The organism is Dictyobacter arantiisoli, assembly GCF_008326305.1.
In the GTDB taxonomy this organism is placed as follows: Bacteria; Chloroflexota; Ktedonobacteria; order Ktedonobacterales; family Ktedonobacteraceae; genus Dictyobacter; species Dictyobacter arantiisoli.
Genome location: NZ_BIXY01000086.1, coordinates 1 through 22,309 on the forward strand (window position 1 = coordinate 1; position 22,309 = coordinate 22,309).

The window sequence follows — 22,309 nt, forward strand, 5'->3', positions numbered from 1 at the left end:
ACCGGTGATGTTACCACGTCGTAGTACAGCAAGTGTAGGGATTATCTAGATAATCCCTACACTTGCTGTACTACGACGTGGTAACATCACCGGTGTGTACATGTTACTGTCAGGTGGTAAAGTGTACATCATGGGTATGTTACTGCGTAGTAGGGTGTACATCATGGGTAAAGTACATAATATATGGCACGATGGTACTATGTACACTTCCATATGGGTGCACATCACCTATATTGTATAGATATAATGAGTGTACATAACCGTGTTGTGTACTCATTATACATAGGATACCTACCTGTACAAAGCATTAGGGTGCACATAACCACACAGTATGAGTATACATAACTGGTAAGCAAGTGCTTATAAATACACATAACCGATGAGTACAAATGAACATCACAGGAAGTGCGGTCTTCTTTTTTTGTAACTACTGTAATTATACGTACTGGTGTGTGTAATTAACAAGTACGGACTATCACGTGATGCGAACAATAATGTTACGTCAAGAAAATGCTGCATGACACGTGATATATGGAGCACTGCACTTGCACGTTTTTATAAGTGATCATTTTATATAGATAGCTCACAACTTACAATTATAAAAAATCGATATGACAACCCAGCACACACCAAAGGGAAAGATCGAACCTATGGTTAGTTGTGGTCATTTTATATAAAATACTCACAACTTATTTGTGCCCGCTCGCGGAGTCGGCGTTCGTGGTGGGCTGCCCTGGTAGATAGGCTATATCAACTACCCATAGGCGCTCATTGACCTTCTCCCTGCACCAGAGCAGCATAAGTCACGTGACGATTGGATAAATGGCTGTGCTTACTTGTATGGGACTTGTATGCCTCTCTCTTTTAGGAATGAGAGCCAATCACCGCGTACAATATGCGTCCTGCATATTGTACGCCAGAGGTGCAATAAGATTTTGCACGATTCCCCCATCCGACACTGACCAACCCACCCGACCCATACAACCCATGATGCACTTCTAGAAAGGCCCATAGAGGCACTGGTGAGAGTGGGAGCCCGTTCAAGCAGAGCTTAAACTAGTGTTGGGCTCTCCTCTCTCATCAATGTCTCTTACCTCTCTAGCATAGTGGATGAGAGCAAGCACAAACACCGAATTCTTGATCCAGGCAGGATACAGCGAAGTTTAAAGGCGTAGAACTTTCCATCTGTACTCTTTCGTACTATGCCTCATAAGCGTATTTTGTATTTAAAACCATCTATGTGATACACTTTATCCAAAAGTGCTCGTCATCCATGCGATGGAAAGGAAAAGGAATGAATGTTGTGACCTTGTGGGCGATCTTGTTCATTGCCGCTTGTCTCTTAATACTGAGTGGGATTTGGTTGCAACGCCATCAGAAATGCCCACGGTGCCAACAACGAACAAAAATCAAACACTCCTACTGCCCGCAGTGTGGGACCTGGATGCATGAAGATGAAGAGCTTGTACCAATAAAGAGAGCAACGCCTTATCCTCGTAACACAACCATTATAAAGACACCTCCACCTGATGCAAGTCGGGGTGACTCCTCAGATCAGTTTTGGACTCCCCCTCCCCCACTACGGCGCACCAGGGTTACCAGGAGAATGGGTAGAGTCGACCTTTCACCCTCCTATCGACAAAGCACGAGCGTTCACTTTTCCAGAAGTAGTGGGAGGGTTGACCCGAATGCTTCCTCCCACATCATAAGATATAGAACACAAAGTATTCCTCGCGCTTCTTCCTTCGATGATTCCGTGCGGCTCAAATCAACGCCTCGCTCAACCCGCATTGCCTTTGAAGATGATATACCTACTATGCCTCGTAGCTCTAAGAGAAGTATGATTACGCTCAGACCAAGTTATCTCAAGTGTTCCTCGTGCCGAGCAACCGTCAACCAGCTTGATGATTTTTGTGGGAACTGTGGTGAGAAACTACAAAGCGTTGATGCCGATGATGAAATGGCGCTTGAATAGAACCAAGAAAAGTGCTAGAAATCGTTCAATTCATCATTAGACTGTGCAATGGTATCCTGGTGCGCCGTCCAATAGGCATCAAATTCTTTGATGTCCTGCTCGCTCATGCCAAGGGCTTTTAGCCGCGCTGAATAATCAATCTGGAGGTCCTCATATCGTTTGATATAGTACTGCTTGTCTTCTTCCAATCGGTCGACGCGCCTTTGTTCCTCTTCAAGATCAGATATCCGTTCCTGGAGACGAAGTTCGATCCACTTGTATCGTTCAACCAGCACACTATATGCGGCTTTCCAGTAGGGTTCGGCTATCATGTCAGCGTCGTGTTTCATCTGCTTATGCCACAGATAGTGGCGCTGTTTACATTGGTTCGAACAAAACTCACGCCGTCGATGGCCTTTAGACTGTGGTTCAGGCAAAGGTTTATCACACCACACGCAGGTCCTCATACCCTCCTCCTCTGTGCCCAGACGATCAAAAATCACGTGACGATTGTAGGATCTCCCTCACGAAGTATACGACATTGTTTTTACGGGAATTCATCGATGACTATGCCCCCTGGGAAGAGAGCCTCTCCGCCCGCTCCTCAAGCTCGTTGAGAGCCCAGGACGCAAAGACAAAAGGTACGAAGTGTACTTCGTACCTTTTGTACTTTCCCTTCCCGTGTCCTTCCCGCTTTTCAGAGGGATTTACTTGTTGAGATTGTCTATAAGGGAATATACTATATAGAATGATCACAACTTTTGTTCATCGCACAAAGGAGCGCACCATGCCACGACCACGCACAGAGCGAGGCCCCCGCAAGATCGAGGAAAGTAGAACCGGGCGCGTCTGGTGGAAACCAGGAGAGCCACATCCCCTCGATGCCCTCGATGAGGAACTGACCACCCTGCGCGACCAATTACCAGCAGAGATCGAGGCGCTCCTGCTGGCCGCCCACCAGACCCAGCAACACCTGGAGGCCTTGCAGCAGATTGAGCAGGCAGACGATCCCACAGAGGCATTCACGGCTGCCGATCATCTCGCCGCTCGCGCTGTCATCGAGCGTTTCCACAATCGAAAGCATGAACACCATCTGCGCACCATCTTCGCCATCCAACGGCGCAAGCGGCTCATGGGAAGATTGCAGGCGATCCGCGCTGCGCTCGACCTGGCGAATGGACTCTTGAGCGAGGATGAAACACTCTCCGAAGAATTCCTCACCACCTGGCGAGAGAAAACAGTGGAGCCGATGGAACCAGAGCCGGAACCTGGAGTGGAACTGGAGCTGGAACGGACTGTGGAGCCAGAGCCAGAGCCAGAGCCGGAGCCAGCGGAGCCAGAGCCAGAACCAGAGGGAACAGAAGAGATCCAGGGGGTTGTCTTGTCACGAGAGGAGCTACGGGTCCAACATCTGGATGAACCACTGACACCCCTGGTAGGATCGGTGGAACAGTCCCGGCAGCTCCTCCGCGCATTCGAGGCACAGTTGCCCGCCTTACGATCTGGCCTGGTCGCGGGCAACGGCTGGATCGAGATCTTTTACGTTCCCAAGCGACACTATAAAAAGGAGGTGATTGCCTACGGCTCGGCCTGGGCCCATCATCTCGAACACGGCCGTCCTCTCTCCCCGGAAGTGGAGCAGGCCATTGATCCTCGCGTCGCCGCCTGCATCCGCCAGAACAGCCCCTTCCCAAAAGAGCTGCGCGATCTGGTCTACGACATTACCCGGGTTGGTCCCTACGCCAAATATCGCTGGAGGGAACACAAGCGGATCTACACCGTCTCGCTCGGCCTGCTCAACGACTATCCAGAGTATCCCTTCACCCCGGCAGGGTTCTAACAAGAGAAAGAAGCCCCCAGAGGAGACAACGGTGGGCTTCCCCTCTGCAAAACTGGCTCTCTCTGGCCCCCTTTCGAAAATCACCGCAAAGCATCAGGGCAACCTTGAGAACGAGGTCAATTTATGCCCTGCTTCAGCAGTTTGCGCCCATGGAATACGCATGATCAATCAATTTAAAATGCAAAAGTGCATCCGAAAATCCTTCCGTGTCAGGGGGCAAATATCGATTTTCGAAAAAGCTTGACCAGAGCACCCAAATCGCGTATAACAAGAGAGAACACATCGCTCTCAGAGGCCAAAATAAGGCCCTTGAACAGACGACAGGTCATATTTGCCAAAGCAAGCCCTCACGCAACCCTCGGTTGCAGAGGCTTCGATCCGTTTCAGGATACTGTAAGGCTGGGGACAGCAAGGGGGCGATCCGTTGCCACGCGGTTGCAGAGGCTTCGATCCGTTTCAGGATACTGTAAGTCTGAATCAGTTTGCCGAAACTGGCATCAGGTAGGGGTTGCAGAGGCTTCGATCCGTTTCAGGATACTGTAAGCGCATGTGATCTGTGAAACGGGAGCGCTGCCCTGGTGTTGCAGAGGCTTCGATCCGTTTCAGGATACTGTAAGAAGAGAACTCCATTCATCCGCATCTGTTCATTGCTTTGTTGCAGAGGCTTCGATCCGTTTCAGGATACTGTAAGTCGGGCAAACGGAACATGTAATTATAATTGCTTTGTTGCAGAGGCTTCGATCCGTTTCAGGATACTGTAAGTGCCGGGAATGCGCGGATCATGTTCTTGACCTGGCTGTTGCAGAGGCTTCGATCCGTTTCAGGATACTGTAAGTTTGCTTTTCGACCTTGTGTGCTCTTGCGTTCTTTTTGTTGCAGAGGCTTCGATCCGTTTCAGGATACTGTAAGAGGTCATACAATTGCTTATGCGCTTCTTTGCGCACTGTTGCAGAGGCTTCGATCCGTTTGAGGATACTGTAAGACGGTTTGAGCCCAATGGCTAAATGTTCCCTGATTATGTTGCAGAGGCTTCGATCCGTTTGAGGATACTGTAAGTTCTAAGCACTGTAGAGGTAATATAGACTGTCTATAGTTGCAGAGGCTTCGATCCGTTTCAGGATACTGTAAGATCGATAAAGACCTGATCGCCGAGTTCACCAAGATGTGTTGCAGAGGCTTCGATCCGTTTCAGGATACTGTAAGAGATCACTGCCGCGCACGAGCTGTAAATGCGGATCAAGTTGCAGAGGCTTCGATCCGTTTCAGGATACTGTAAGCTCACGCCAACAATAGTAGCGGCCGTTAGCCGCAAGGTTGCAGAGGCTTCGATCCGTTTGAGGATACTGTAAGAGGGCGTCAGCGATCTTGTCGATAAAGGCTAGGTGAGTTGCAGAGGGCTCGATCCGTTTCAGGATATTGTAAGTTCTTCATAAAATGGCGGAGCTCGTGGAGCAAAGGTGTTACAGAGGCTTCGATCCTCTTCAGGATACTGCAAGACATTTACCGTCTCGAATGATGTGCTTGTTGGCACATAGTTACAGAGGACTCGATCCGCTTCAGGATACTGCAAGAAGATCATCGATCACCAAGACCTCTACACTTAATATGTTACAGAGGGTTCGATCCGTCTGAGGATAGCGCAAAAAGATGCGGGATGATCTCTTTCATTTTCCTGGTCTTAAACTCTCATCCCGCATTTTTCCCCAATGAGAACAGCCCCTTAGAAGAGATCATCTAATGAGGCATGTTCAATCAGGCGCCGCATAATCTCATTGGCACTAATTTTCTTTCCAACACGCCGCTTATAGGCTCGACGTAAATCCTCTAGTTTATCATCCTGACTTGGCCGCAAATACAGGCTTAATTCAATCGTTGCTTTCTCTCCTAGTTCCACATCACTATCGTTATCCCCTAATACCGTTTTACCGTTATACCTTGATACATCTTTACCCTTATGCTCTGATAGTGGCTTAGCGCTATCTCCTGATACCATTTTACCGTTATACTCTGATACTGTTTTACTCTTTTCCTCTGTTGCCGTTCTATCGTTCTCTCCTGATGCTGGCTTCTCGTTGTTGAGGCCGGGTGCAGGAGGAATATTTTGGCCGAGCAAGGGATTGACTGGTGGTTGTTTTGGCATGATCATGCACCTCCTTCACTGCGCTGGATGAACTCAGAAACCAATTGCGCATACGCATTTGCTCCGGTGGAGCCAGGTGCATAATTATAGATCGCCTCAGCCTCATCCGTTGCCATCTCAACTTTGACATTTTTGGGGATAACACTCGTAAACACTTTCGCTCCAAAATATTCACGAATTTGCTCCATGCGTGTTTGGCTTTTGCTTGTATGATCATCTAAAGCAATGACCACACCAAATATGCTATAGGTTCGTCCCGTTTGCTTTTGAATATCCGCAAGTTGTATTTCCAGGATGCGAATACCAAACATCGCAAACCAGGAAGGAGTTAATGGAACAACGAGGTGATCAGACGCAACCCAACAATTCACGGTGATCAGCTCCGTATTAGGAGGCGTATCAATCAGGATATAATGATATCCACTCACGTTCTCAAGTGCTTTCTGTAAAATGGTTTCTCTTCCAAAGGCACTCGCCAGGGTGGTATTCGCATTGGACAACCACATGGACCCTGGCACGATATCCAGGTTCTCAAATTTTGTTCTCTGGATCACTTCGCTCACTGGCCTGCGATCCATCATCACCTCATAAAAGGTTCCCGCTTTCGCCTCCTGGGCTCCTCCTAACAAAGCTAATGTTGCATTACATTGATGATCAGCATCAATGACGAGCACTCTTCGACCGGTCTGCGCCAGGCCATGCGCAATGTTCACGGTCGTGGTCGTTTTGGTCACACCCCCCTTTATTGAGGTAAGGCAATATATTGGCATAAACTCAATCTCCTTCCATCCAGGGTATCACGGTAAAATGCTATCAGAGCAATACTGTAAAAGAGTATAACGCAAAGAGGGGAAAACGGCAAAATGCTATCACTCTATTAAGGTAGAAAGACAAAAGGGTTTCATACTATAAGAGCAAAAAGGTATCCCTCTAAAAAGGTAGAAGTGAATACCACTTTCAAGGCAAAATGGTATTCCTCTATAACGGTATTAAGCTCGCTATTCTGTCAAATAATGAGGGGGAACAGAATATTTGTATGAGCCTTTGGATCTCACTGATCAATCCGCGACGCTGCTTCGCATTCACTTCTCCACAACGCCATGCTTCTTCTCCACAAATTATCCCCAAAACGCAAAGCACATCGGTGGATAAAAGGGTAGCCCCAACCACAGCCATCCGGTACACTTTCCTTCATGAGAGAAACACTCAATTCGAGAGTGAGGGAGAAGTATCATGTCATCAATGGAAACACGCATGCCTCATAGCACCATCAGACACCGCCCCATCTTCACGACACCACAAGTCACTCCGCTTGTATTGCGTGCCTCACTGCATCAACTTCCCGCCCTATCCTCGCCGGCCATCTCCATCGCCACGCAGGGGGCAAGGGAAGGTGACCGCATGCAACTGGGACGTGCCTTTCAGCCTGGGCATGCTGATCACTCTGGTCTTGCTCCTCTTCGGGCATTTTATTGGGTAAAGGAAAAAGCGATCCTTGTTCAGGTTGCCTCCAACCAGGCGGCCTTCCCATATCAATCATGAGCTAGCTTGTACTCTCAGTATGCTGGGCCAACACATGCTGCCATGCCCGCTCGATCTCCGCAGGATGAGATCGCAGCAAATCATTCAGCCGCTGATGGTCAATGACATGTACCTCATTGCCTTGCCCACGCGGAGCGCGCAAGTTCTCATCAGCCACATGATCGATCCCATCGCGTGTCAGCGTCGAAGTTGTCACTATATAGCCGCTGTGCGCCCGATACCTGCGAATGGATGAACTGAACTCACGGACCTGACTGGATTTGACCGCATTGCCAAGCCGATACCGCTTCGCCTGGACGCAGACACGTCGAGAGAAGCGATCTTTTAACACGACATCGGTTCCTTTATCTCCAGTTTTGCCGCAGTGCCGGGCAAACGTATGTCCCAGATGTTCACCACCGATAATCACCGCTGCGGCAAAGAGCTCAAACTCAAAATCATTCAACTTGGCATGGGCCATCTGGGCTGTGGTTGGAATAGACAATCTGGATCGCACAGGCTCAGGGGGAGGAGTTACACGTACAATGACACGAGAAGTTACCGCACGCTTCGTCCCTGATGAGCATACCAACGAGAGAAACACCAGGAGCAGAAGCGTCCCTCCTACGATGCTAAAGAAGGCAAGAACGGGAGAAATTGAGCGAACGACGACAAAGAGGAGAAACAGGGAAAGAGCCATCCACAACAGATACACATTTCGCATCGTGTGATCACCTCCTTTGCAAATAGAACAGTATATAAAGATGCTTCTCTCTGTGGCAAAGGAAACAGGAAAAGCGGTGGCAGTTATTTTTGATGCAATACAAAGGTCATGGTTCTATTCTATTCCATGCGGTGTGGGTGGTATATAGATAGGTAGGAAGTTATATAAGTAGAAAGGGAAGCTTGTGTGTCAGAGATTTTAACTGTGCAAGAAGTCGCAGCGCTCCTACGTGTCGATGATACGACCGTTCGACGCTGGATAAAGGCCGGAATTCTCAAAGCAATTGTGCTACCCCGGGCAGGAGAACGCCAAGCCTATCGCGTCCGTCGTGCTGCAATCGATGTGTTATTAGCATAACAACGTCTGTTTGTACAGCGTCAATGTGGGAATGAAATGGATCGTACACATTTTCATTCTCACATTGACATCTTACACTTCCTCCTTGACCAGGGCAGCCGATCCAGATCGCGCTCCCTCTCGCAGTTCTCCTCGAATATCTTTGCCCAGGGCTGCTATCCATTGTCCAGAGCATGCACAGAGTCCGCAGAAGACCCCCACCGCTCCTCTGGCTTCTTCACCGTCGAGCTTCTTCTGCTTGCCCCTTTCTTCTCGACGAGAAACGCAAACAGAGCGATGTATGAGCGTGCTCACAGTCCTTCCTGGATACAGACGCTCTTTTGCCCTTCGCTTCTTTTTTCCTGATTGGGGCGACTCGCTATACTAAGAATGGCTGTGTTGTCTCCCACACACTTCGTCCAACAACGAAGAGAGCAATCAGAAGGGTTCACTCTCTTCGTTGTCCTGTTCTCTTAGTCCTCCTGCTCCAGCACATTGTGGGGACGATAATCCTTCGCCTGATCCATCACCACCATCGTCACCAGGGCACGATCCGATAACCGCGAGGCTATCCGCTCATCCACGCGCACATGGTTCGCCGTGATCAACGTGGGCAACATCTAAAGCGAACGCATCCTCTTCTCATTGCACTTTCTGAAACCGGCCCCTTCCAAATTCGTCCACATTCATCACAGAAAAGCTCCAAAAAAGGGAAAAGTTGAACCTGATCAGGCTCAACTTTTCCCTTTCCTATCGTCCAGTATGCTCTTCTGTTTTCCCATCTATCGAAGTCGTGTAATCACAAGATGGGCTGAAACAGGCCTTGTTCCTCCAGCCAAAGGAGTGATGGTGAGCGCAGTAGAATTGGTACTAGGATTTCGTACAGTCAGCACTGAATTAGGGGTTGCCGTTGTCACAAGAGCCAATCCCACGATTTGCGAAGTGCCGGTTGCTCGCCCGACCACGGTATAGGCTAACTCAGTATTATTAAGCGTTACAACCAGTTGACCTGGTTCAGTGACACTCACCTGAAACAAGACCTGATACGTGCCAGGAACAGCCAAATTAAATGTACTTGGACCAGTGCGAGCAATAAAAATCCCACTCGTCGGTCCATCTTGCGGAAAACGTACGTCTGCGCCAGCAGCAACGGTTGCAGCATTATCAGGAGGCATCAACGCATAAAAATCTGCAAAGTCCAATGCTGCTCCGGGAGGTCCGGGAGGTCCGGGAGGTCCGGGAGGTCCGGGAGGTCCGGGAGATCCAGGAGATCCGGGAGATCCGGGAGATCCAGGAGATCCGGGAGATCCAGGAGGTCCTGCTTGGCCGGGAGATCCGGGAGGTCCGGGAGGTCCCGGAGGTCCTGCTTGGCCGGGAGATCCCTGAGATCCCGGAGGTCCCGGAGGTCCTGCTTGGCCGGGAGGTCCCGGAGGTCCGGGAAATCCCGGAGGTCCGGGAGGTCCAGAACAATTCCACCATTGCCGACACCCATGCCCTGCTACCTGGGATTGCACCGTGTGAGCTGAAGCTCCACTTGGAAACATGGCAAAACTTCCCAGGAGTCCAAGGATGAGTGCCACACACAGGAAACTCAATCTCTTCGTCAAAAGTTTTCTCCTTTCTCATGGGAATTGGTTTTGAAAACAACAGTACTCTCCCTCTTTTAAAGAAAAAGAAAGAAAGAAAGAGAAGAAAAATGCGAGCTCTCAAAATCTTTGATCTTCATAGGAGAGGGACTGTTCCCTCTCTTACGAGTATAATTATAAATACAAATTATATTTATAAACGCATTTATGTATCATACTAGTAAAAGTGCATACTTGAGCCTGGGTTGAATGAATTGGTCCTCCGAAGGTTGTCAGTTGGCTCTACGTCATACGCACTGGGAAGGAGGCACATCATCTCTGTACGAAATGATTGACTGCTAGCGCTGGATCTAGCGGATCTACTAAGAATGGCTGTGTTGTCTCCCACCCACTTCGTCTGACAATGAAGAGAGCAATCAGAAAGGGTCACTCTCTTCGTTGTCCTGTTCTCTTAGTCCTCCTTCTCCTGCTCCAGCACATTGTGGGGACGATAATCCTTCGCCTGATCCATCACCACCATCGTCACCAGGCCGCGATCTGATAACCGCGAGGCTATCCGCTCATCCACAGATACATGGTTCGCTATGATCAACGTGGGCAACATCCTGTTATAGCGATAGTTCAACAATTGAAAGAGCTTCTCTTGCGCCCAGGGCGAGTTCACATGCGCACCCAGATCGTCGAGCACCAGAAATTCAACGGTGCGCAGCTGATCAAAGAGGCGCTCATAGGTCGAGGAGGAAAAACTGGAGCGCAAATGATCCAACAGGTCTGGCACCGTCTGGATCATCATCGTATCGTTGGCTTCCTGTCGTTCTTTGGCGACGGCCACAGCCAGGTGCGTCTTCCCACAGCCGTTGGGACCCACCAGTACAAGCCATCCTCTGGGTCGCATCGCATAGCGAAAGGCTGTCTGATAGGCGTGCCTCACACCTGGAACCGTTTCATCAAACGTATCAAACGTCGCGTCCGCAAAACGCACCAGGTCGTCGAGCTGCGGCTGCTTTTCAAGGAGTTGCTGCTCTCGTTCCTCGCGCATTTGATCAGAGCTTCTCGACACTGCATCCTCGATGATCGCTTGTATTTCTTTCACATCCACATCTTCCTCAAGCTGGCGAATAACCTCGTCCCTTTGCTGTATCCTCTCCATCTCATCCTCCTTTGTTCCATTCACATCCATACCCACTCCACAGACCATCACTATAGTGGCAGGCTAGGCAGCCAGTATTTACCATCCCATCCTCCCTTCTCAGTATAAAAAGACGACCAATGCACTCACGCTCCTTCCCCTCAGCCCTTCTCCTCCTCAAATTGGTGCGTTGTTGGGGCGATAATCCTTCGCCTGGTCCATCATCACCATCGTCACCAGGCCGCGATCTGATAACCGCGAGGCCACCCGCTCATCCATACGCAAATGGTTCGCCGTGATCAGGGTAGGCAACATGCTGTTATAGCGATAGTTGAGCAGTTGAAAGAGCTTCTCCTGCGCCCAGAGCGAGTCTGCTTGCGCCCCCAGATCGTCGAGCACCAGGAAGTCAACGGTGCGCAGCTGATCAAACAACCGCTCATAGGTCGAGGAGGAAAAACCGGAGCGTAAATGATCCAACAGGTCCGGCACCGTCTGGATCATCATCGTATCGCCGAGATCCTGCCGCTCTTTGGCGACGGCCACGGCCAGGTGCGTCTTCCCACACCCATTGGGACCAACCAGCACTAACCATCCCTTGGGTCGCATCGCAAATTTGTACGCAGATTGGTATGCTTGCTTCACGCCAGGAACCGTCGCATCAAACCCATCAAACGTCGCATCCGCAAAACGCGGCAGGCCATCAAGCTGTGATTGCTTCTTGAGCCGCTGTTGCTCCTCTTCCTTCCGCATCTTCTCATGGCAGCCACACTCCAGCGGCTTGCCAAAATCAGGATGCCCATAGGGCACATCCTGCCGCAGATAGCCAGCTCCACGACAGAGAGGACACACTGGCATTGGCGGGGGAACCTGGCCTCTGGGTTTCGCCAGAACAAACGGCTGATCAGCCCGGTCATCATCGCGCTCGCTCCCAACCGCCGTCTCCTCAACCAGCGCATCGGCTTCGTCTTCTCCTACTTCCCAATCCCCATCTCCCTGTCCTTCCTCCCAATGCTGAAGAGGCTTGTGCGTCAATGGCCGTACAACACGAAACGCAGACCGATTGGTGGCTCGATGCATGCTATCCTTGATGTGATCCATACGAGTGCTCCTACCCTTTCTTATTGCCGTTGACGGCGTGCCGTTCCTATCTCGATAACCTCTTGCCATTCCTTGAATTCGCGCATCCATTGCCGCTCACTGTAAATTTCCAGGTCCATCTCATCTTTCCAGGCGACGGATCTCCACTTTCCCTGAACCTTCCATCCAGCGCCCTCTTGCTTCGCTACTCCATGCAGATCATACCCATGCGCTGCCGCATCCTGGGCAATCTGCGCCACAATTGCCTGCGCCTGCTCCTCTGATAAGGTGGCTTGTGGCGTAGGCTCAGATTGAGGTGTAGCGACCTCTCGTTGTGATCGTCGTGAGGACAGGGACACCGGTTGCCGCCGATCCTGCGCACGCTTATGCTCCAGGAAGGCCTGGAGACGAAGTATCCCTTTGGAGTCACGGTTCACCAGATCGTGCACATGCAGGTCATCCCCACCATGCCTCTCTCGCCAGTAGTCATCCGAGCCATGCAGCCAGGCCTCCTCGATTGCTGCCAGACTTACATCGGGCACATCCTTCTGACTCAATAGCAGCGCTGCCTTCCGTAATTCGAGCATGCGTTCCCTGGGTGCATACGGTGTTCCCCGTAGATATTCAATCAGCTGCACCACCATTTCAGCCGTGCGCGGAGCATCTGCACCGGGCCGCTCCGGTTTCTGCGGCTGTTCTTCCACCACTTCCACTTCTACTTCTACTTCTTCATCTACATTATGCTCTAATTGATCTTCTTGACCGTTTTGCAGTTCGGCGGCCATTTCTTTTAAAGCTGGGGATGGTTGCGATTCGACATCCGTTGCTTCCTGTTGTTGCACTCCCATAAGCGTGTCGATCTCCGCTTTCAGTCGCGCCAGTTCCTCCGGGGCCAAATTCTTTAATTGAGAAATGGTGAGGATAGCAGCAGCAGCAGTGGTTGATAGTGGTGGCTCCGATGTTTGCTTCTTTGGCGCTGCGTAGCTACTGCTTTCTTTATCCTTATCTTTTAAGCTATCTTTATTACTATCTTTTAAGTCCTCAAAAATTTTAAGGGGGGCCCCTGAATTATTTTGACCCCCCCCCCTTAAAATTTTTGAGGGGGCCCCTGAATTATTTTGACCCCCCCCCTCAAAAATTTTAAGGGGGGTCTTCTCTAAGTAAAACAGACTGAATGGATCTTTAGGAAGCTCATTCATTGCAGTCTGAATTGCTTGCCGGTTTAATGTGTACTGTGGAGCTCCAAATTCGTCATCAGGCGCAGTACGTGTAAGGAGCCAACCTTTTTCTACGATGTTGTTTAGCGCTTTTCTGATTGTGGCTTTGCTGATCGATAAAGGATGTTTGCCTCCCACCTTTGCCGCATCAAACTTGTAGAGCTTGCCAATGATTTGGGCATGGGAGAGTTGACACCAGTATTCCTTTGGCTCTTCGGAGGGTGCAATTTTTGCCTCAATTGCGTTTGTAACCTCTGCTTGCCATTTTTCCTTTTTCTTGATCATTTCATATTCGACCAGGCGCATGATTTTTGCTTCGAGGTCATCTTGTGTGATGAGCACAAATTCTAAGCGTTCCATTAAGAACAAATTATAAGGGTAATTGAAAATAATGGCGTCACTCACTGTTGCTCACCTCCTTTCTGATGGCTATTGGCTAAATGTTGTATATCAAGGGTAGTAAAGATCTCAAGAAGTGCCGGGCTTGGCTGTAATTTGTGTGTTTTCATCCAGCTCACTACATCCAAATCTCTTTTTGCGCTGTTGCAATTTATACATGCTGGAGCTAAGTTGTTGAGGTTCGTCTCGCCCCCTTTTATGACTGGAATGACGTGGTCCCAAACCATTGCTTGGTTGGTTTGGCAGTAGGCACATTTTCCGCCGAATTTTTCCAGTATTTCATATTGGCTGCGAAGAGAGGCGATGGAGATGATTTTATCGAGTTGGAGAGGCTTCTTGTATTGATAAGATTTTGGCCCTTTTTTCTCTGATAGCTCATCCAATAGCTGCTGGACGATTGGTATATTAAGGCGGTATTCATATACATAGTTGTAAGAGTTCTCGTGAACTCGCTTTTCGATTAAGCCATCTTTTTCCAAATCTCCCAGCGCTGCAATTACAGAACTCTTTCCATAAATGTCATACATATTATGTTGGAAATCACTATAGCTTAGGGGGAAGAAAAAATCTTTTGGGCCCTCTTCTGCTGCTGCTTTTTGTGTGTTTTCTTCTAGAATTTTAAGCACCAGAGCTTTGCAATGATTCCCTTTACAAATCGTTAGGTAGTCTTCTTCAAGTGAAAGACGCCCATATGTATTGCGATGCCGAATAATTAGAGGAATATTCACTAACAGTTACCTCCTTTTCTAGGGAGAGTAGCAGCAGACCTCTGAACGTGCGCTACCATCGTGGTGAATTTGCGCTGCCATCGTGGTGAATTTGCGCTGCCATTTAGATCACCAGGGGCAGCCGATGGGCTCCCGATGGATAGGTAGCCCCTGCGTCGTATTCGTTCTCCCCTTAGAGGCAACCGTAACATAGGAAGCCAGGAGCAAGCCAGGAGCAAGCCAGGAGCAAGCCAGGAACAAGACGGGAAAGGTATCTGAAGGTGAGTATTCTGCATAGCATCTCCTTTTCTAGGGAGCGTAGCAGCTGGCATCGGAACCGAGTCGGAAGTGAGTCGGAAGTGAGTCGGAAGTGAGTCGGAAATGTATTGGGGCCCCGTCTGAATTGTGCTTGCCCTCCTGGAGATAACGGTAGCATATGAAGACGGGAACAACCCGGGAAGAAGACGGGAACAACCCGGGAAGAAGACGGGAACAACCCGGGAAGAAGACGGGAACAACCCGGGAAGAACCCGGGAACCAATAGCATAATCCTCCCCTCTTTTAGGGAGGGATATTTCAATCTGTGGTATACTCATGACAAGTACTCCTATTTTGTGAAAGTAGGAGATGGTGTTGCAACCACTCTCTAACAATTTAGCTGGCAATCCTTTTTCCCAGGGATCGCTGTTCTGGATGTGTAGAAAAACCTGCCAAGAATTTCTGCTCACATCCTGCAAAACCATTATAAGGGCTATCTGCAGTTTGGCCGCTGTGGGTAGCCCTTTTGGCGTTAATTCGGTTCTGGATAGAATCTCTTCTGAAATACCTTTTTGATCTCGTTAATTTCTACAAGCCTTACATTCCAATTGCCTGATTTCTTACTTCTCACTTCTCCTCTAGCGACTAGTATACAAAGTGTCTGATAATTTAACCCCAATAACCTAGCAGTTTGCCTCATATTCATCCAGCGCTCTTCAGAGTTTTTTTCATCTAACTCTGGGTCGAAATATAATGAATATTTATTTGGTTTTAATTTGTTGATATTAGTCAAAGGTGAAATTCTATGATAATAATTAATCCAGTACGTCTCTCTCTCCTCAGCCATGCCTGCTTCTACATCTTCTTCCAATATCTTTATTTTGGGCTTAACTCCTAGTTGTTCTAGTTCATGTAACCATCTAATTTTATCTGAGCCCCCAGATGTTGCCTGCATGTGTTCTTTCAGCCGTGTTTCTAGTGCACTTGCTGTTAGTCCAACATATCGTACTTTATTGTTGCGGGGATCTTGTAAAGCATAAATGGTATATGTGAACATGTTTGGCTTTCTCCAATAAAGGATTAAGTACATCTGAAAGTACTACCTACATCATGTTTACGGTATCCTGAATATACGTTTCACCTCGTTTAACTCTACTAGTTTTTTCCGTTGATCGAGCACATCACTTTGGGTCTGTATGACTTTTTGTCTGACCAGGCGAGATAACTTGTCATATGAGATATGAAGCATCTCTGCGACCTCTTTCATTGGTAGCCACTGTTCCGATTCCATTTGTTTCCTCCGTCGCTTTTGATTGACATCATTGTAACATGGTTGTCTACTGTAATGCAATAATGGCAGATAATCGCAGATGTATTGACAAATACGCAAAATGGAATGTATACTCCTGACTAGTGAGTGCGACATTCGAATATAAACGCAGTTATTCATAGTAAGTCGCGGAGAATAACAAATTAGAAGGAGATGTTTATCGAGTAGATCGAGAGACGGCGACAAAGCGGCGTATGCCTCTAGCGGATGCTAAGAGTGTCGAAGCAATACGGCGTTACAGCATGTGGCGAATGCAACAGGCGTGGGTGCAGCACCAGGAGTGCAAGGCCCGAAAGACGGTTCGATCCCGATCTCGCTGCAACGATTTTTTTGAGGATGACCAGGCCAGTATTGCACGGCCCAGACATGTGCAAGGTACGTGGAGCTGCAATGTATACAGTACAAATTCTGAGTGCGCAGGGAGAAAGCAAAGAGATCACCCTCCCAGCAGCCAATGGTATGGCGGCGATTATCGATGCATTGACCCTGTTAGACTTTGAGTCCCTGGAGAGCGTCCTTGGGATTGCTATCTTGTAACGCGAAACGGTAGAGGCGCTAACCTCTACCGCCAACCGGACACCCTAGTGTTTTGCAGGCAATTGGGTGTCACAAGGAGAAGTATACCATATGAAGTGGTTACAACCTCTGTCCCTTCCTGATCCCACGCCGGTCCCTCCTACATTTGATGAGAAACATACCCCGGAGCACCCTTACTGCGACGATCTCTCTTGTTGGTGTCACACCAATCTGCCCTATCACGACACCGTTCAACATCCTGACCGGCGGCAATCGGCACAAGATGCTGAGCGTGCCTACCGCTTTTTCGGCATTGGCCGTCGCGGAGGCCGATAATGCCACGCTGTCAGGTCTGTGACCGAAACGTCCCCAAGCGTGCAACGGTGCAGGTTGCTGGTGTTTTATTGTCCGTTTGTTGGCAGTGCCGCCAACAAGTACGCAAAGATCATCAACCACAGTACGCATATGCTCAATACGATCAATACGACAGGAGAGAGAACCGATGAAACAAGACAAGCAAGGGCAGCGGCCCTGGTTCGGAGAGAAGTGCGAACCATTCGGAGGTCGCTGTTATCACTGCAATGACTATGACCCCAATGCCCAGCCATTCAGCAGTAGCGGCACGGGTGAGATGACGCGCTATCTTTGCCAGTCGTGCAACAACCTTCGACTTCGCCAGCTCCAGCGCCGCCGCCAACGCGGAGGTGTTTGATGCTCCATGAACATGCATCCTCTGAGGAGATCAAAGAGACTCGCTTCGTTGCTGTCGACTCTATTGCGAGTATCGTTTCGGACCTCCTCGCGGCTGGATATAGCGCTTATATGGTCGCAGGTGGGTTCCGCACGACAATGCCAGATGATGAATTGCGCGCATTTCTGGCGCAGCGCGGTTTTGTGCGTGATGAGCCGGCGTAACGTGTTTGTTTGGATGCCGTCTGACACCCGTTGGACGGCTTGAAATTGGAGTGAAGTCTATGCCAGATGATGAAGCAATGGTCATGCTCACAACTGATGTGGTTAATGAACGAGCAATGAACTTGGTGAACGCGCCAATCTCTGGCGCTCCCCGCACCGTGTTGGAGACGGCGCGCGAGATCAACCAGGCCATCGAGCGGAACTTGAACGGCCACAATTATGGCGTCTATGCTACTGGCATGACGACAGGCCCGACGATCTTTCGCATTTATCAAGCCCGGACGCAGCAGGGAAGACTGCAAGTGCGATCACGACATGGATGGATCATTGCATCGCTTGTGTATAGCGAGGGATGAGGTCAGCGGCCAGCGTGGATGATTGAAACGTTGGTGCTTCAACTTAGTATCTTTAGCCGAAAGGATTGAACACTTATGACCAAGAGCCTACGCCAAAAAGTCTACCTGTTCATTGTCGTCCTGTTTGCAGGCATGGCAATCTACAGCTTCATGCATCCAGGCTTCCCCGGTTTCGTTCTGGGTCTTGCCTATACCGTCGGTGATCTCTTTTTCATCGGCCTGTTTGTAGGAGGCAGCCGATGATCTGTCCTGATTGTGGTCAGAAGCGCGATGAGCATGGCTGGTGCTACTGCGATAAACTGCCGCCTGTCAGTCTCGTGGTTGATCTGTGTCCGGATTGCGGGTGCATCATGGATGAGCTTGGCGGTTGCGAAGTGTGCGAAGAATACGAGTCCATGGGAGGGGCAGCATGAGTGGATGTGGCTATAGTGATTGCTTGATCTACGGCCGCGTGACGGCAGCATTAATACTCTATGGCGAGGATGGTGTGTGTATCGGCCTCAACGGCAAATGGGTTAAGGCTACTTGGAACAGCGAATTACAGATGTGGGAGGTTGCATGAAAAAAGCATTTCTTATCCTACGGCACATGCGAGGTGTGTATCGTTGCTCATTCCCCGATTGTGGCAAACGCATAAAACAACCAGGGATGTGCCAGCGACATTTGGAAATGGGTGACCGGTTCGAACGAGAGTTTGAACAGGAGGGGAGATAGATGACTGATTATACCATTTACGCCAGTAAGCGTTCGGAAGTCTCCAAGTCCAGCCGCAATATGGAGCACTTTGTGGTCGAAGAAGATCCAGATGGGTCGATAGCAGCAGCAGCGAAAAAAGAGTTGCAGGAGCTGGGCTATCGCGTCCATGGCGTGATCCCTCGGCAGGTGGTTGAAGAAGAGGAAGACGAAACGGCCGCACCGCCTAGTACACGGAACGGCCGCTAAGAGAGTTATCGGCTCTGGTGAGCCAATGCATTCCAACAAGAGCATTGTATCTCACCTGAGTCGAGAAGGAAAGTTTGAAAAAGATGATCATTCAATACGATGCCAAAGAGTGCGAAGGCATCACCCAGGGGGACTATACCACGTATCCTGCGTCTCTCCTCCAGAAAGTCTTGGCCTTTGAACAAATGGGTTTGGAGACCTATACCAAAGCGCTTGCCTGGATAAAAGACCCGAAAGGGGATTGTGATGAGCATGTGCTGGAGGTACGAGCGGATTGGGGGATAGGTTGGTACGAGCATCGTGTCGCGGAAGCACAAAAGGAAGTCAACAAACTCACGCTGGAACTGCTGACCAGACAGCGTGATCAACTCAACGAAAGCATCGCAGCCCTTACCGTCATCCTGAATTCGTCGAAATAAGCTGGCTATTGCTCGCCGGCTCATTTGTACGGTGCCTGGTCGTCGCCTGGTCGTCGCCTGGTCAGGCACCTGGAGGTCACTCATGTTGAGAAACCTACTCAAACCCAAGAAATGCAGGCAGTGCAACCGTTCGATCCGTGGAGCCTGCACCGAGTGCGGGAAACTGGTCTGTCAGATCCATGCGGTCGTGCTCAAAGATGGTGTGTATTGTGTCAGTTGTAGTCGAGTAAAAGTATGGGGGTTTAAAAAATAATGACTCAGACAGCTCTTCCTCAGCAAGGACAACAAGTACCAGGACAGCCTACGCAACAGGCGCAGGCATCAGTGCAGCCTGGTCAAACTGGTCAAACTGCCCACCCACAAAAGAGCATCCCTCTCAAGCGAAAGGGAGCCGGGCTGAACCAACTGATTGCCAAGACCCACAAGTTGGGCGGCCAGCTCCTGGGACTCCAGATCACCAACGGCAACCTCATCGCTATCTTTTTTTCCGCCATGCAAATCACGGCAGGGATCGTGTCGTTCGCCTGGATCATGATGGGAGCGTGGGCGCTGGTGCTGACCCTCGTGTGTGCCCCGTTAGCGGTCCTCATTGAACGCCTCTCCCTGGGTGGGCTAATGGTCTACCGGACGGCGGGCAAGGGCAAGATGGAATTGGAGGACAGTTATCACATCAAGCACATCAAGAAGGAGGCGACCGAGCGAGAAAAATATGAGTATCGCCGGAAGCTCAAACGACTACGCAGTGATCGCTGGACATCGGGGTGGTTGATTTTACTTGGTGTGGCGATATCTGGATACGTTGGTGATCAATTCTGGCAGAAGCTTTTTGCTCCCATCGGGCCGGTGAATTCGACCATCCTCTCCATTCTCATTGCGGGTTCGGTTTCGCTGACCTTTGTGTTTTCGGAGCTCTACGCGGAGCCGAGCAACAAAGGGATTCGAGAGGCGATGATGGACAACCAGATCAGTAAGGCGGTCCTAGCAAATTCTAAAACAGATTTGCAAATAGAGCTCTCGATGGAGGCGTTTGGCAATCTCCGCAGTGATCCGGCTAAACGGTTGGCGGTCGTCAACAAGATCGAGGAAGGGATGACTACGCGGCTCCTCGATTTTGCAGAGCGTGCGGAATATTTGCTTATGGGTGAGGATGAGCAGAAGACGAGTCCGAAAGTACAGATCCAGGAGGTAACGCAAGGGTTGCAGCTTCCGGCAATCGCACAGTCACGAGTGGAATTTGAGCAATGCAAGGAGGAACTTGCGGAAACCTTGCGGACGCGACCGCGCATGAGCAGGCAGAAGTTGGCGGATCATTTTGGGGTACCCAAGAGCACGATGCAGGATTGGGTCACGAAGCTGCGCAAAGAGGCTCAGCAGCAGGAGGAAGCAGCGGTTGAAAAAGTTCAAGCGGAAGAGGTTCCGGTCGAGGACGAGCAGGATGTGTTGCTGGACACTGAGGCTCCAGTCGAAGGCGATCAGGATCAGATTATGGAAGGAGAGGTTGAAGAGATAGCAGAGTCCTATCCGGACTATGCGGATTGTAAAGCGGAATTGGCAGAGTTGTTGCGAGATCGTCCGCGCATGAGTCGCCAGAAGTTAGCGGATCAATTTGGAGTGCCGAAGAGCACGATGTTGGATTGGATAGAGGCCATTCGCAAAGAGGCCAAGGCCGAGGAAGCTGGTGCATGAGCGTCCGGATCGTCCGGAAATCGTGCGAAAAATGAGTTGAGCAGCGTGCGGATTTCGTCCGGCTTTTATCCGGGCGAACAGGCGGAGAGTCCGGCGATTGACCGGATCGTAGTAGCGGAAGAAAGCGTCTGGTCCTGATCGGACGCTTTTGAAAGGATCGAATTGTATGACCATCCCTCGTAGCATTCATTCAGAAGTTGAGCCTCAGCGATTTACTAATTATAAGCTCGGCCTGGTCGATGGCACTTTGACGTTTGACCGAGAGTCGAAAACCATCACGCTTCTGGCGAGCGAGCCGCAGCAGGAGCCGGCCATCATTGAGCAGCAACGTTTCACCGATCAAGAGTTCTTGATCATGGAAACAATATTTGATCAGTATCCGGATTATTGTCCACTGGCAGAGCTTCTGTCCGCACAGTCGGACCGATCACTCGCTCAGTGCCGCACAGAGGTGATGCGGGCCTTGGACGAAGGAGGAATTGACGATATTATCCGGCCCGTCCGGAATCTCTTGCACCGGGCAAGAATTAAATTGCGCCGCTTTGGCCTGGATGTGCGGTCCATCCAGGAGACGGGATATCTGTTGGTTTCGGATCGCAGCGGCTTTAAACGACGATGATATTCAGGAGAAAAAGTTCACTATGAGTCTATTCCGTAGCCAAAAACCAGCACAGCCTGTCCGGCATCAAGTGACTCGGTTCGATAACATACAGTCTTGCGAGTATGTCACGACCTATGGGTATAAATGCCCAACAACGGCCGGGTATCAGTGTCATCGGTGCCAAATCTTACTGTGCAAAGATCACGGTTCTGTGAACAGTGATGAAAATGCGCGAGGACGGTTAGAGCACCGTTATTGTGCGGATTGTCTCTACGATATTCAACACAATGGTGCCACACAATTCATCGATGTCCAGGCGATCCTGGCAGACGATCCGTACAATGTGCAGTTTCCGCCAGTGGATAGGCGGTCTGGACCCACGAAGTGGTAGTTGGAGAGAACAAGGAGGTCATATCTAATGAGAAAATGCATCCATTGTGACGAGGATGTCCATAAAGATTTGCTCTGTAGAACCTGCTGGCACCTCACGCATGCTATCGCAGCCCGACGGGAATACCTGCAACTTCCTGATGAGGAGGCGCCAGATAAAGTAGGGGCAGCCCAACGACTAGCTTGGAATTTGGAAATCCATGAGGAACGACGGAAGAGGAGTTGAATGAGAAGTGGCTGGCCCGTGCGGTCACACCGGTCAGCCC

General features: G+C 49.9%; 27 protein-coding genes. 15 read left to right on the forward strand and 12 right to left on the reverse strand.

The genetic code is table 11. The features are described from left to right. Positions 1-1,989: 1,989 nt before the first annotated feature. A complete protein-coding gene (locus F1593_RS22115) occupies positions 1,990-2,421 on the reverse strand; it encodes a hypothetical protein (RefSeq protein WP_149403737.1) in 432 nt (143 codons plus the stop codon). 320 nt (positions 2,422-2,741) lie between these two features. Between F1593_RS22115 and F1593_RS22120 the strand changes: the two genes are divergently transcribed. Next, a complete protein-coding gene (locus F1593_RS22120; protein ID WP_149403738.1) occupies positions 2,742-3,794 on the forward strand; it encodes a hypothetical protein in 1,053 nt (350 codons plus the stop codon). A gap of 1,720 nt (positions 3,795-5,514) precedes the next feature. Here the strand turns inward: F1593_RS22120 and F1593_RS22125 are convergent. Next, complete coding sequence (locus tag F1593_RS22125) at positions 5,515-5,934, reverse strand: hypothetical protein (protein WP_149403739.1); 420 nt, start codon at positions 5,932-5,934, stop codon at positions 5,515-5,517. A gap of 2 nt (positions 5,935-5,936) precedes the next feature. Beyond that, entirely contained in the window at positions 5,937-6,704 is a 768-nt protein-coding gene (locus F1593_RS22130; protein ID WP_149403740.1) for a ParA family protein, read from the reverse strand. Positions 6,705-7,167: 463 nt separating this feature from the next. On the opposite strand from F1593_RS22130, the gene F1593_RS22135 reads away from it, so the two are divergent. After that, positions 7,168-7,476 (forward strand): hypothetical protein, encoded by a 309-nt coding sequence (locus F1593_RS22135; RefSeq protein ID WP_149403741.1) that lies wholly within the window; start codon positions 7,168-7,170, stop codon positions 7,474-7,476. A gap of 1 nt (position 7,477) precedes the next feature. On the opposite strand, the gene F1593_RS22140 is transcribed toward F1593_RS22135, so the two are convergent. Beyond that, complete coding sequence (locus F1593_RS22140) at positions 7,478-8,179, reverse strand: restriction endonuclease (RefSeq protein WP_149403742.1); 702 nt, start codon at positions 8,177-8,179, stop codon at positions 7,478-7,480. A gap of 186 nt (positions 8,180-8,365) precedes the next feature. Here F1593_RS22140 and F1593_RS22145 point away from each other — a divergent pair, with 186 nt between their 5' ends. Then, positions 8,366-8,536, forward strand: a complete 171-nt coding sequence (locus F1593_RS22145) for a helix-turn-helix domain-containing protein (RefSeq protein ID WP_149403743.1) — start codon at positions 8,366-8,368, stop codon at positions 8,534-8,536. A gap of 72 nt (positions 8,537-8,608) precedes the next feature. Here the strand turns inward: F1593_RS22145 and F1593_RS22150 are convergent, their stop codons facing one another. The 3 genes from F1593_RS22150 to F1593_RS29095 all read right to left on the reverse strand — a co-directional run bounded on the left by F1593_RS22150 (position 8,609) and on the right by F1593_RS29095 (position 9,717). After that, positions 8,609-8,830 carry a hypothetical protein gene (locus F1593_RS22150; RefSeq protein ID WP_149403744.1) on the reverse strand — a complete coding sequence of 74 codons (222 nt, stop codon included), beginning with the start codon at positions 8,828-8,830 and terminating at the stop codon, positions 8,609-8,611. 158 nt (positions 8,831-8,988) lie between these two features. After that, a complete protein-coding gene (locus tag F1593_RS28545; RefSeq protein WP_172632343.1) occupies positions 8,989-9,135 on the reverse strand; it encodes a hypothetical protein in 147 nt (48 codons plus the stop codon). A gap of 162 nt (positions 9,136-9,297) precedes the next feature. Further along, positions 9,298-9,717: a hypothetical protein gene (locus F1593_RS29095; protein WP_216368959.1), complete on the reverse strand. Its 420-nt coding sequence runs from the start codon at positions 9,715-9,717 to the stop codon at positions 9,298-9,300. Between F1593_RS29095 and F1593_RS29100 the strand changes: the two genes are divergently transcribed. Next, positions 9,717-10,088, forward strand: a complete 372-nt coding sequence (locus F1593_RS29100) for a hypothetical protein (RefSeq protein ID WP_216368960.1) — start codon at positions 9,717-9,719, stop codon at positions 10,086-10,088. The genes F1593_RS29095 and F1593_RS29100 overlap by 1 nt on opposite strands. Positions 10,089-10,552: 464 nt before the next feature. On the opposite strand, the gene F1593_RS22160 is transcribed toward F1593_RS29100, so the two are convergent. The 5 genes from F1593_RS22160 to F1593_RS22180 form a co-directional block, all read right to left on the reverse strand. After that, positions 10,553-11,251, reverse strand: coding sequence for an ATP-binding protein (locus F1593_RS22160; protein ID WP_172632344.1), 699 nt, complete (start codon positions 11,249-11,251; stop codon positions 10,553-10,555). 156 nt (positions 11,252-11,407) lie between these two features. Then, positions 11,408-12,328, reverse strand: coding sequence for an ATP-binding protein (locus F1593_RS22165; RefSeq protein WP_172632345.1), 921 nt, complete (start codon positions 12,326-12,328; stop codon positions 11,408-11,410). Between the two features lie 20 nt (positions 12,329-12,348). Beyond that, positions 12,349-13,929 carry a hypothetical protein gene (locus F1593_RS22170; protein WP_149403747.1) on the reverse strand — a complete coding sequence of 527 codons (1,581 nt, stop codon included), beginning with the start codon at positions 13,927-13,929 and terminating at the stop codon, positions 12,349-12,351. Next, positions 13,926-14,651, reverse strand: coding sequence for an HNH endonuclease (locus F1593_RS22175; RefSeq protein WP_149403748.1), 726 nt, complete (start codon positions 14,649-14,651; stop codon positions 13,926-13,928). Before F1593_RS22175 ends, F1593_RS22170 begins: the two co-directional genes overlap by 4 nt. Positions 14,652-15,420: 769 nt before the next feature. After that, positions 15,421-15,945, reverse strand: coding sequence for a GIY-YIG nuclease family protein (locus F1593_RS22180; protein ID WP_172632346.1), 525 nt, complete (start codon positions 15,943-15,945; stop codon positions 15,421-15,423). A 663-nt stretch (positions 15,946-16,608) separates the two neighbouring features. Between F1593_RS22180 and F1593_RS28550 the strand changes: the two genes are divergently transcribed. From F1593_RS28550 to F1593_RS22225, 11 genes are all read left to right on the forward strand, one after another. Next, the gene (locus tag F1593_RS28550) at positions 16,609-16,755 is read left to right on the forward strand and encodes a hypothetical protein (RefSeq protein WP_172632347.1); all 147 of its coding nucleotides are present in this window, start codon (positions 16,609-16,611) and stop codon (positions 16,753-16,755) included. Positions 16,756-16,845: 90 nt separating this feature from the next. Further along, positions 16,846-17,070: a hypothetical protein gene (locus F1593_RS22185; protein ID WP_149403750.1), complete on the forward strand. Its 225-nt coding sequence runs from the start codon at positions 16,846-16,848 to the stop codon at positions 17,068-17,070. Between the two features lie 166 nt (positions 17,071-17,236). Further along, positions 17,237-17,446, forward strand: a complete 210-nt coding sequence (locus tag F1593_RS22190; protein ID WP_149403751.1) for a hypothetical protein — start codon at positions 17,237-17,239, stop codon at positions 17,444-17,446. Then, complete coding sequence (locus tag F1593_RS22195; protein ID WP_149403752.1) at positions 17,446-17,649, forward strand: hypothetical protein; 204 nt, start codon at positions 17,446-17,448, stop codon at positions 17,647-17,649. Before F1593_RS22190 ends, F1593_RS22195 begins: the two co-directional genes overlap by 1 nt. 59 nt (positions 17,650-17,708) lie before the next feature. Continuing rightward, positions 17,709-18,005 (forward strand): hypothetical protein, encoded by a 297-nt coding sequence (locus F1593_RS22200; RefSeq protein WP_149403753.1) that lies wholly within the window; start codon positions 17,709-17,711, stop codon positions 18,003-18,005. 75 nt (positions 18,006-18,080) lie between these two features. Next, a complete protein-coding gene (locus F1593_RS28555; RefSeq protein ID WP_172632348.1) occupies positions 18,081-18,248 on the forward strand; it encodes a hypothetical protein in 168 nt (55 codons plus the stop codon). Between the two features lie 471 nt (positions 18,249-18,719). Beyond that, positions 18,720-18,947 carry a hypothetical protein gene (locus F1593_RS22205; RefSeq protein ID WP_149403754.1) on the forward strand — a complete coding sequence of 76 codons (228 nt, stop codon included), beginning with the start codon at positions 18,720-18,722 and terminating at the stop codon, positions 18,945-18,947. A gap of 83 nt (positions 18,948-19,030) precedes the next feature. Then, complete coding sequence (locus F1593_RS22210; protein ID WP_149403755.1) at positions 19,031-19,366, forward strand: hypothetical protein; 336 nt, start codon at positions 19,031-19,033, stop codon at positions 19,364-19,366. Positions 19,367-19,618: 252 nt separating this feature from the next. Further along, a complete protein-coding gene (locus tag F1593_RS22215; protein ID WP_149403756.1) occupies positions 19,619-21,052 on the forward strand; it encodes a helix-turn-helix domain-containing protein in 1,434 nt (477 codons plus the stop codon). Positions 21,053-21,218: 166 nt separating this feature from the next. After that, positions 21,219-21,671: a hypothetical protein gene (locus F1593_RS22220; protein WP_149403757.1), complete on the forward strand. Its 453-nt coding sequence runs from the start codon at positions 21,219-21,221 to the stop codon at positions 21,669-21,671. Between the two features lie 193 nt (positions 21,672-21,864). Then, positions 21,865-22,044: a hypothetical protein gene (locus F1593_RS22225; protein WP_149403758.1), complete on the forward strand. Its 180-nt coding sequence runs from the start codon at positions 21,865-21,867 to the stop codon at positions 22,042-22,044. Positions 22,045-22,309: the final 265 nt, after the last annotated feature.

Excerpts from the sequence above, each read along its gene's own strand:
- F1593_RS22125 (WP_149403739.1), bottom strand. The coding sequence starts at position 5,934 with ATGCCAAAACAACCACCAGTCAATCCCTTGCTCGGCCAAAATATTCCT.
- F1593_RS22205 (WP_149403754.1), top strand. The coding sequence starts at position 18,720 with ATGACTGATTATACCATTTACGCCAGTAAGCGTTCGGAAGTCTCCAAG.
- F1593_RS22160 (WP_172632344.1), bottom strand. The coding sequence starts at position 11,251 with ATGGAGAGGATACAGCAAAGGGACGAGGTTATTCGCCAGCTTGAGGAA.
- F1593_RS28555 (WP_172632348.1), top strand. The coding sequence starts at position 18,081 with ATGACCAAGAGCCTACGCCAAAAAGTCTACCTGTTCATTGTCGTCCTG.
- F1593_RS28545 (WP_172632343.1), bottom strand. The coding sequence starts at position 9,135 with ATGTTGCCCACGTTGATCACGGCGAACCATGTGCGCGTGGATGAGCGG.
- F1593_RS22140 (WP_149403742.1), bottom strand. The coding sequence starts at position 8,179 with ATGCGAAATGTGTATCTGTTGTGGATGGCTCTTTCCCTGTTTCTCCTC.
- F1593_RS22200 (WP_149403753.1), top strand. The coding sequence starts at position 17,709 with ATGCCAGATGATGAAGCAATGGTCATGCTCACAACTGATGTGGTTAAT.
- F1593_RS22135 (WP_149403741.1), top strand. The coding sequence starts at position 7,168 with ATGTCATCAATGGAAACACGCATGCCTCATAGCACCATCAGACACCGC.
- F1593_RS22195 (WP_149403752.1), top strand. The coding sequence starts at position 17,446 with ATGCTCCATGAACATGCATCCTCTGAGGAGATCAAAGAGACTCGCTTC.
- F1593_RS22165 (WP_172632345.1), bottom strand. The coding sequence starts at position 12,328 with ATGGATCACATCAAGGATAGCATGCATCGAGCCACCAATCGGTCTGCG.
- F1593_RS22130 (WP_149403740.1), bottom strand. The coding sequence starts at position 6,704 with ATGCCAATATATTGCCTTACCTCAATAAAGGGGGGTGTGACCAAAACG.
- F1593_RS22210 (WP_149403755.1), top strand. The coding sequence starts at position 19,031 with ATGATCATTCAATACGATGCCAAAGAGTGCGAAGGCATCACCCAGGGG.
- F1593_RS22215 (WP_149403756.1), top strand. The coding sequence starts at position 19,619 with ATGACTCAGACAGCTCTTCCTCAGCAAGGACAACAAGTACCAGGACAG.
- F1593_RS29100 (WP_216368960.1), top strand. The coding sequence starts at position 9,717 with ATGCTGCTCCGGGAGGTCCGGGAGGTCCGGGAGGTCCGGGAGGTCCGG.
- F1593_RS22180 (WP_172632346.1), bottom strand. The coding sequence starts at position 15,945 with ATGTTCACATATACCATTTATGCTTTACAAGATCCCCGCAACAATAAA.
- F1593_RS22120 (WP_149403738.1), top strand. The coding sequence starts at position 2,742 with ATGCCACGACCACGCACAGAGCGAGGCCCCCGCAAGATCGAGGAAAGT.
- F1593_RS22115 (WP_149403737.1), bottom strand. The coding sequence starts at position 2,421 with ATGAGGACCTGCGTGTGGTGTGATAAACCTTTGCCTGAACCACAGTCT.
- F1593_RS22220 (WP_149403757.1), top strand. The coding sequence starts at position 21,219 with ATGACCATCCCTCGTAGCATTCATTCAGAAGTTGAGCCTCAGCGATTT.
- F1593_RS28550 (WP_172632347.1), top strand. The coding sequence starts at position 16,609 with ATGTATACAGTACAAATTCTGAGTGCGCAGGGAGAAAGCAAAGAGATC.
- F1593_RS22190 (WP_149403751.1), top strand. The coding sequence starts at position 17,237 with ATGAAACAAGACAAGCAAGGGCAGCGGCCCTGGTTCGGAGAGAAGTGC.
- F1593_RS22185 (WP_149403750.1), top strand. The coding sequence starts at position 16,846 with ATGAAGTGGTTACAACCTCTGTCCCTTCCTGATCCCACGCCGGTCCCT.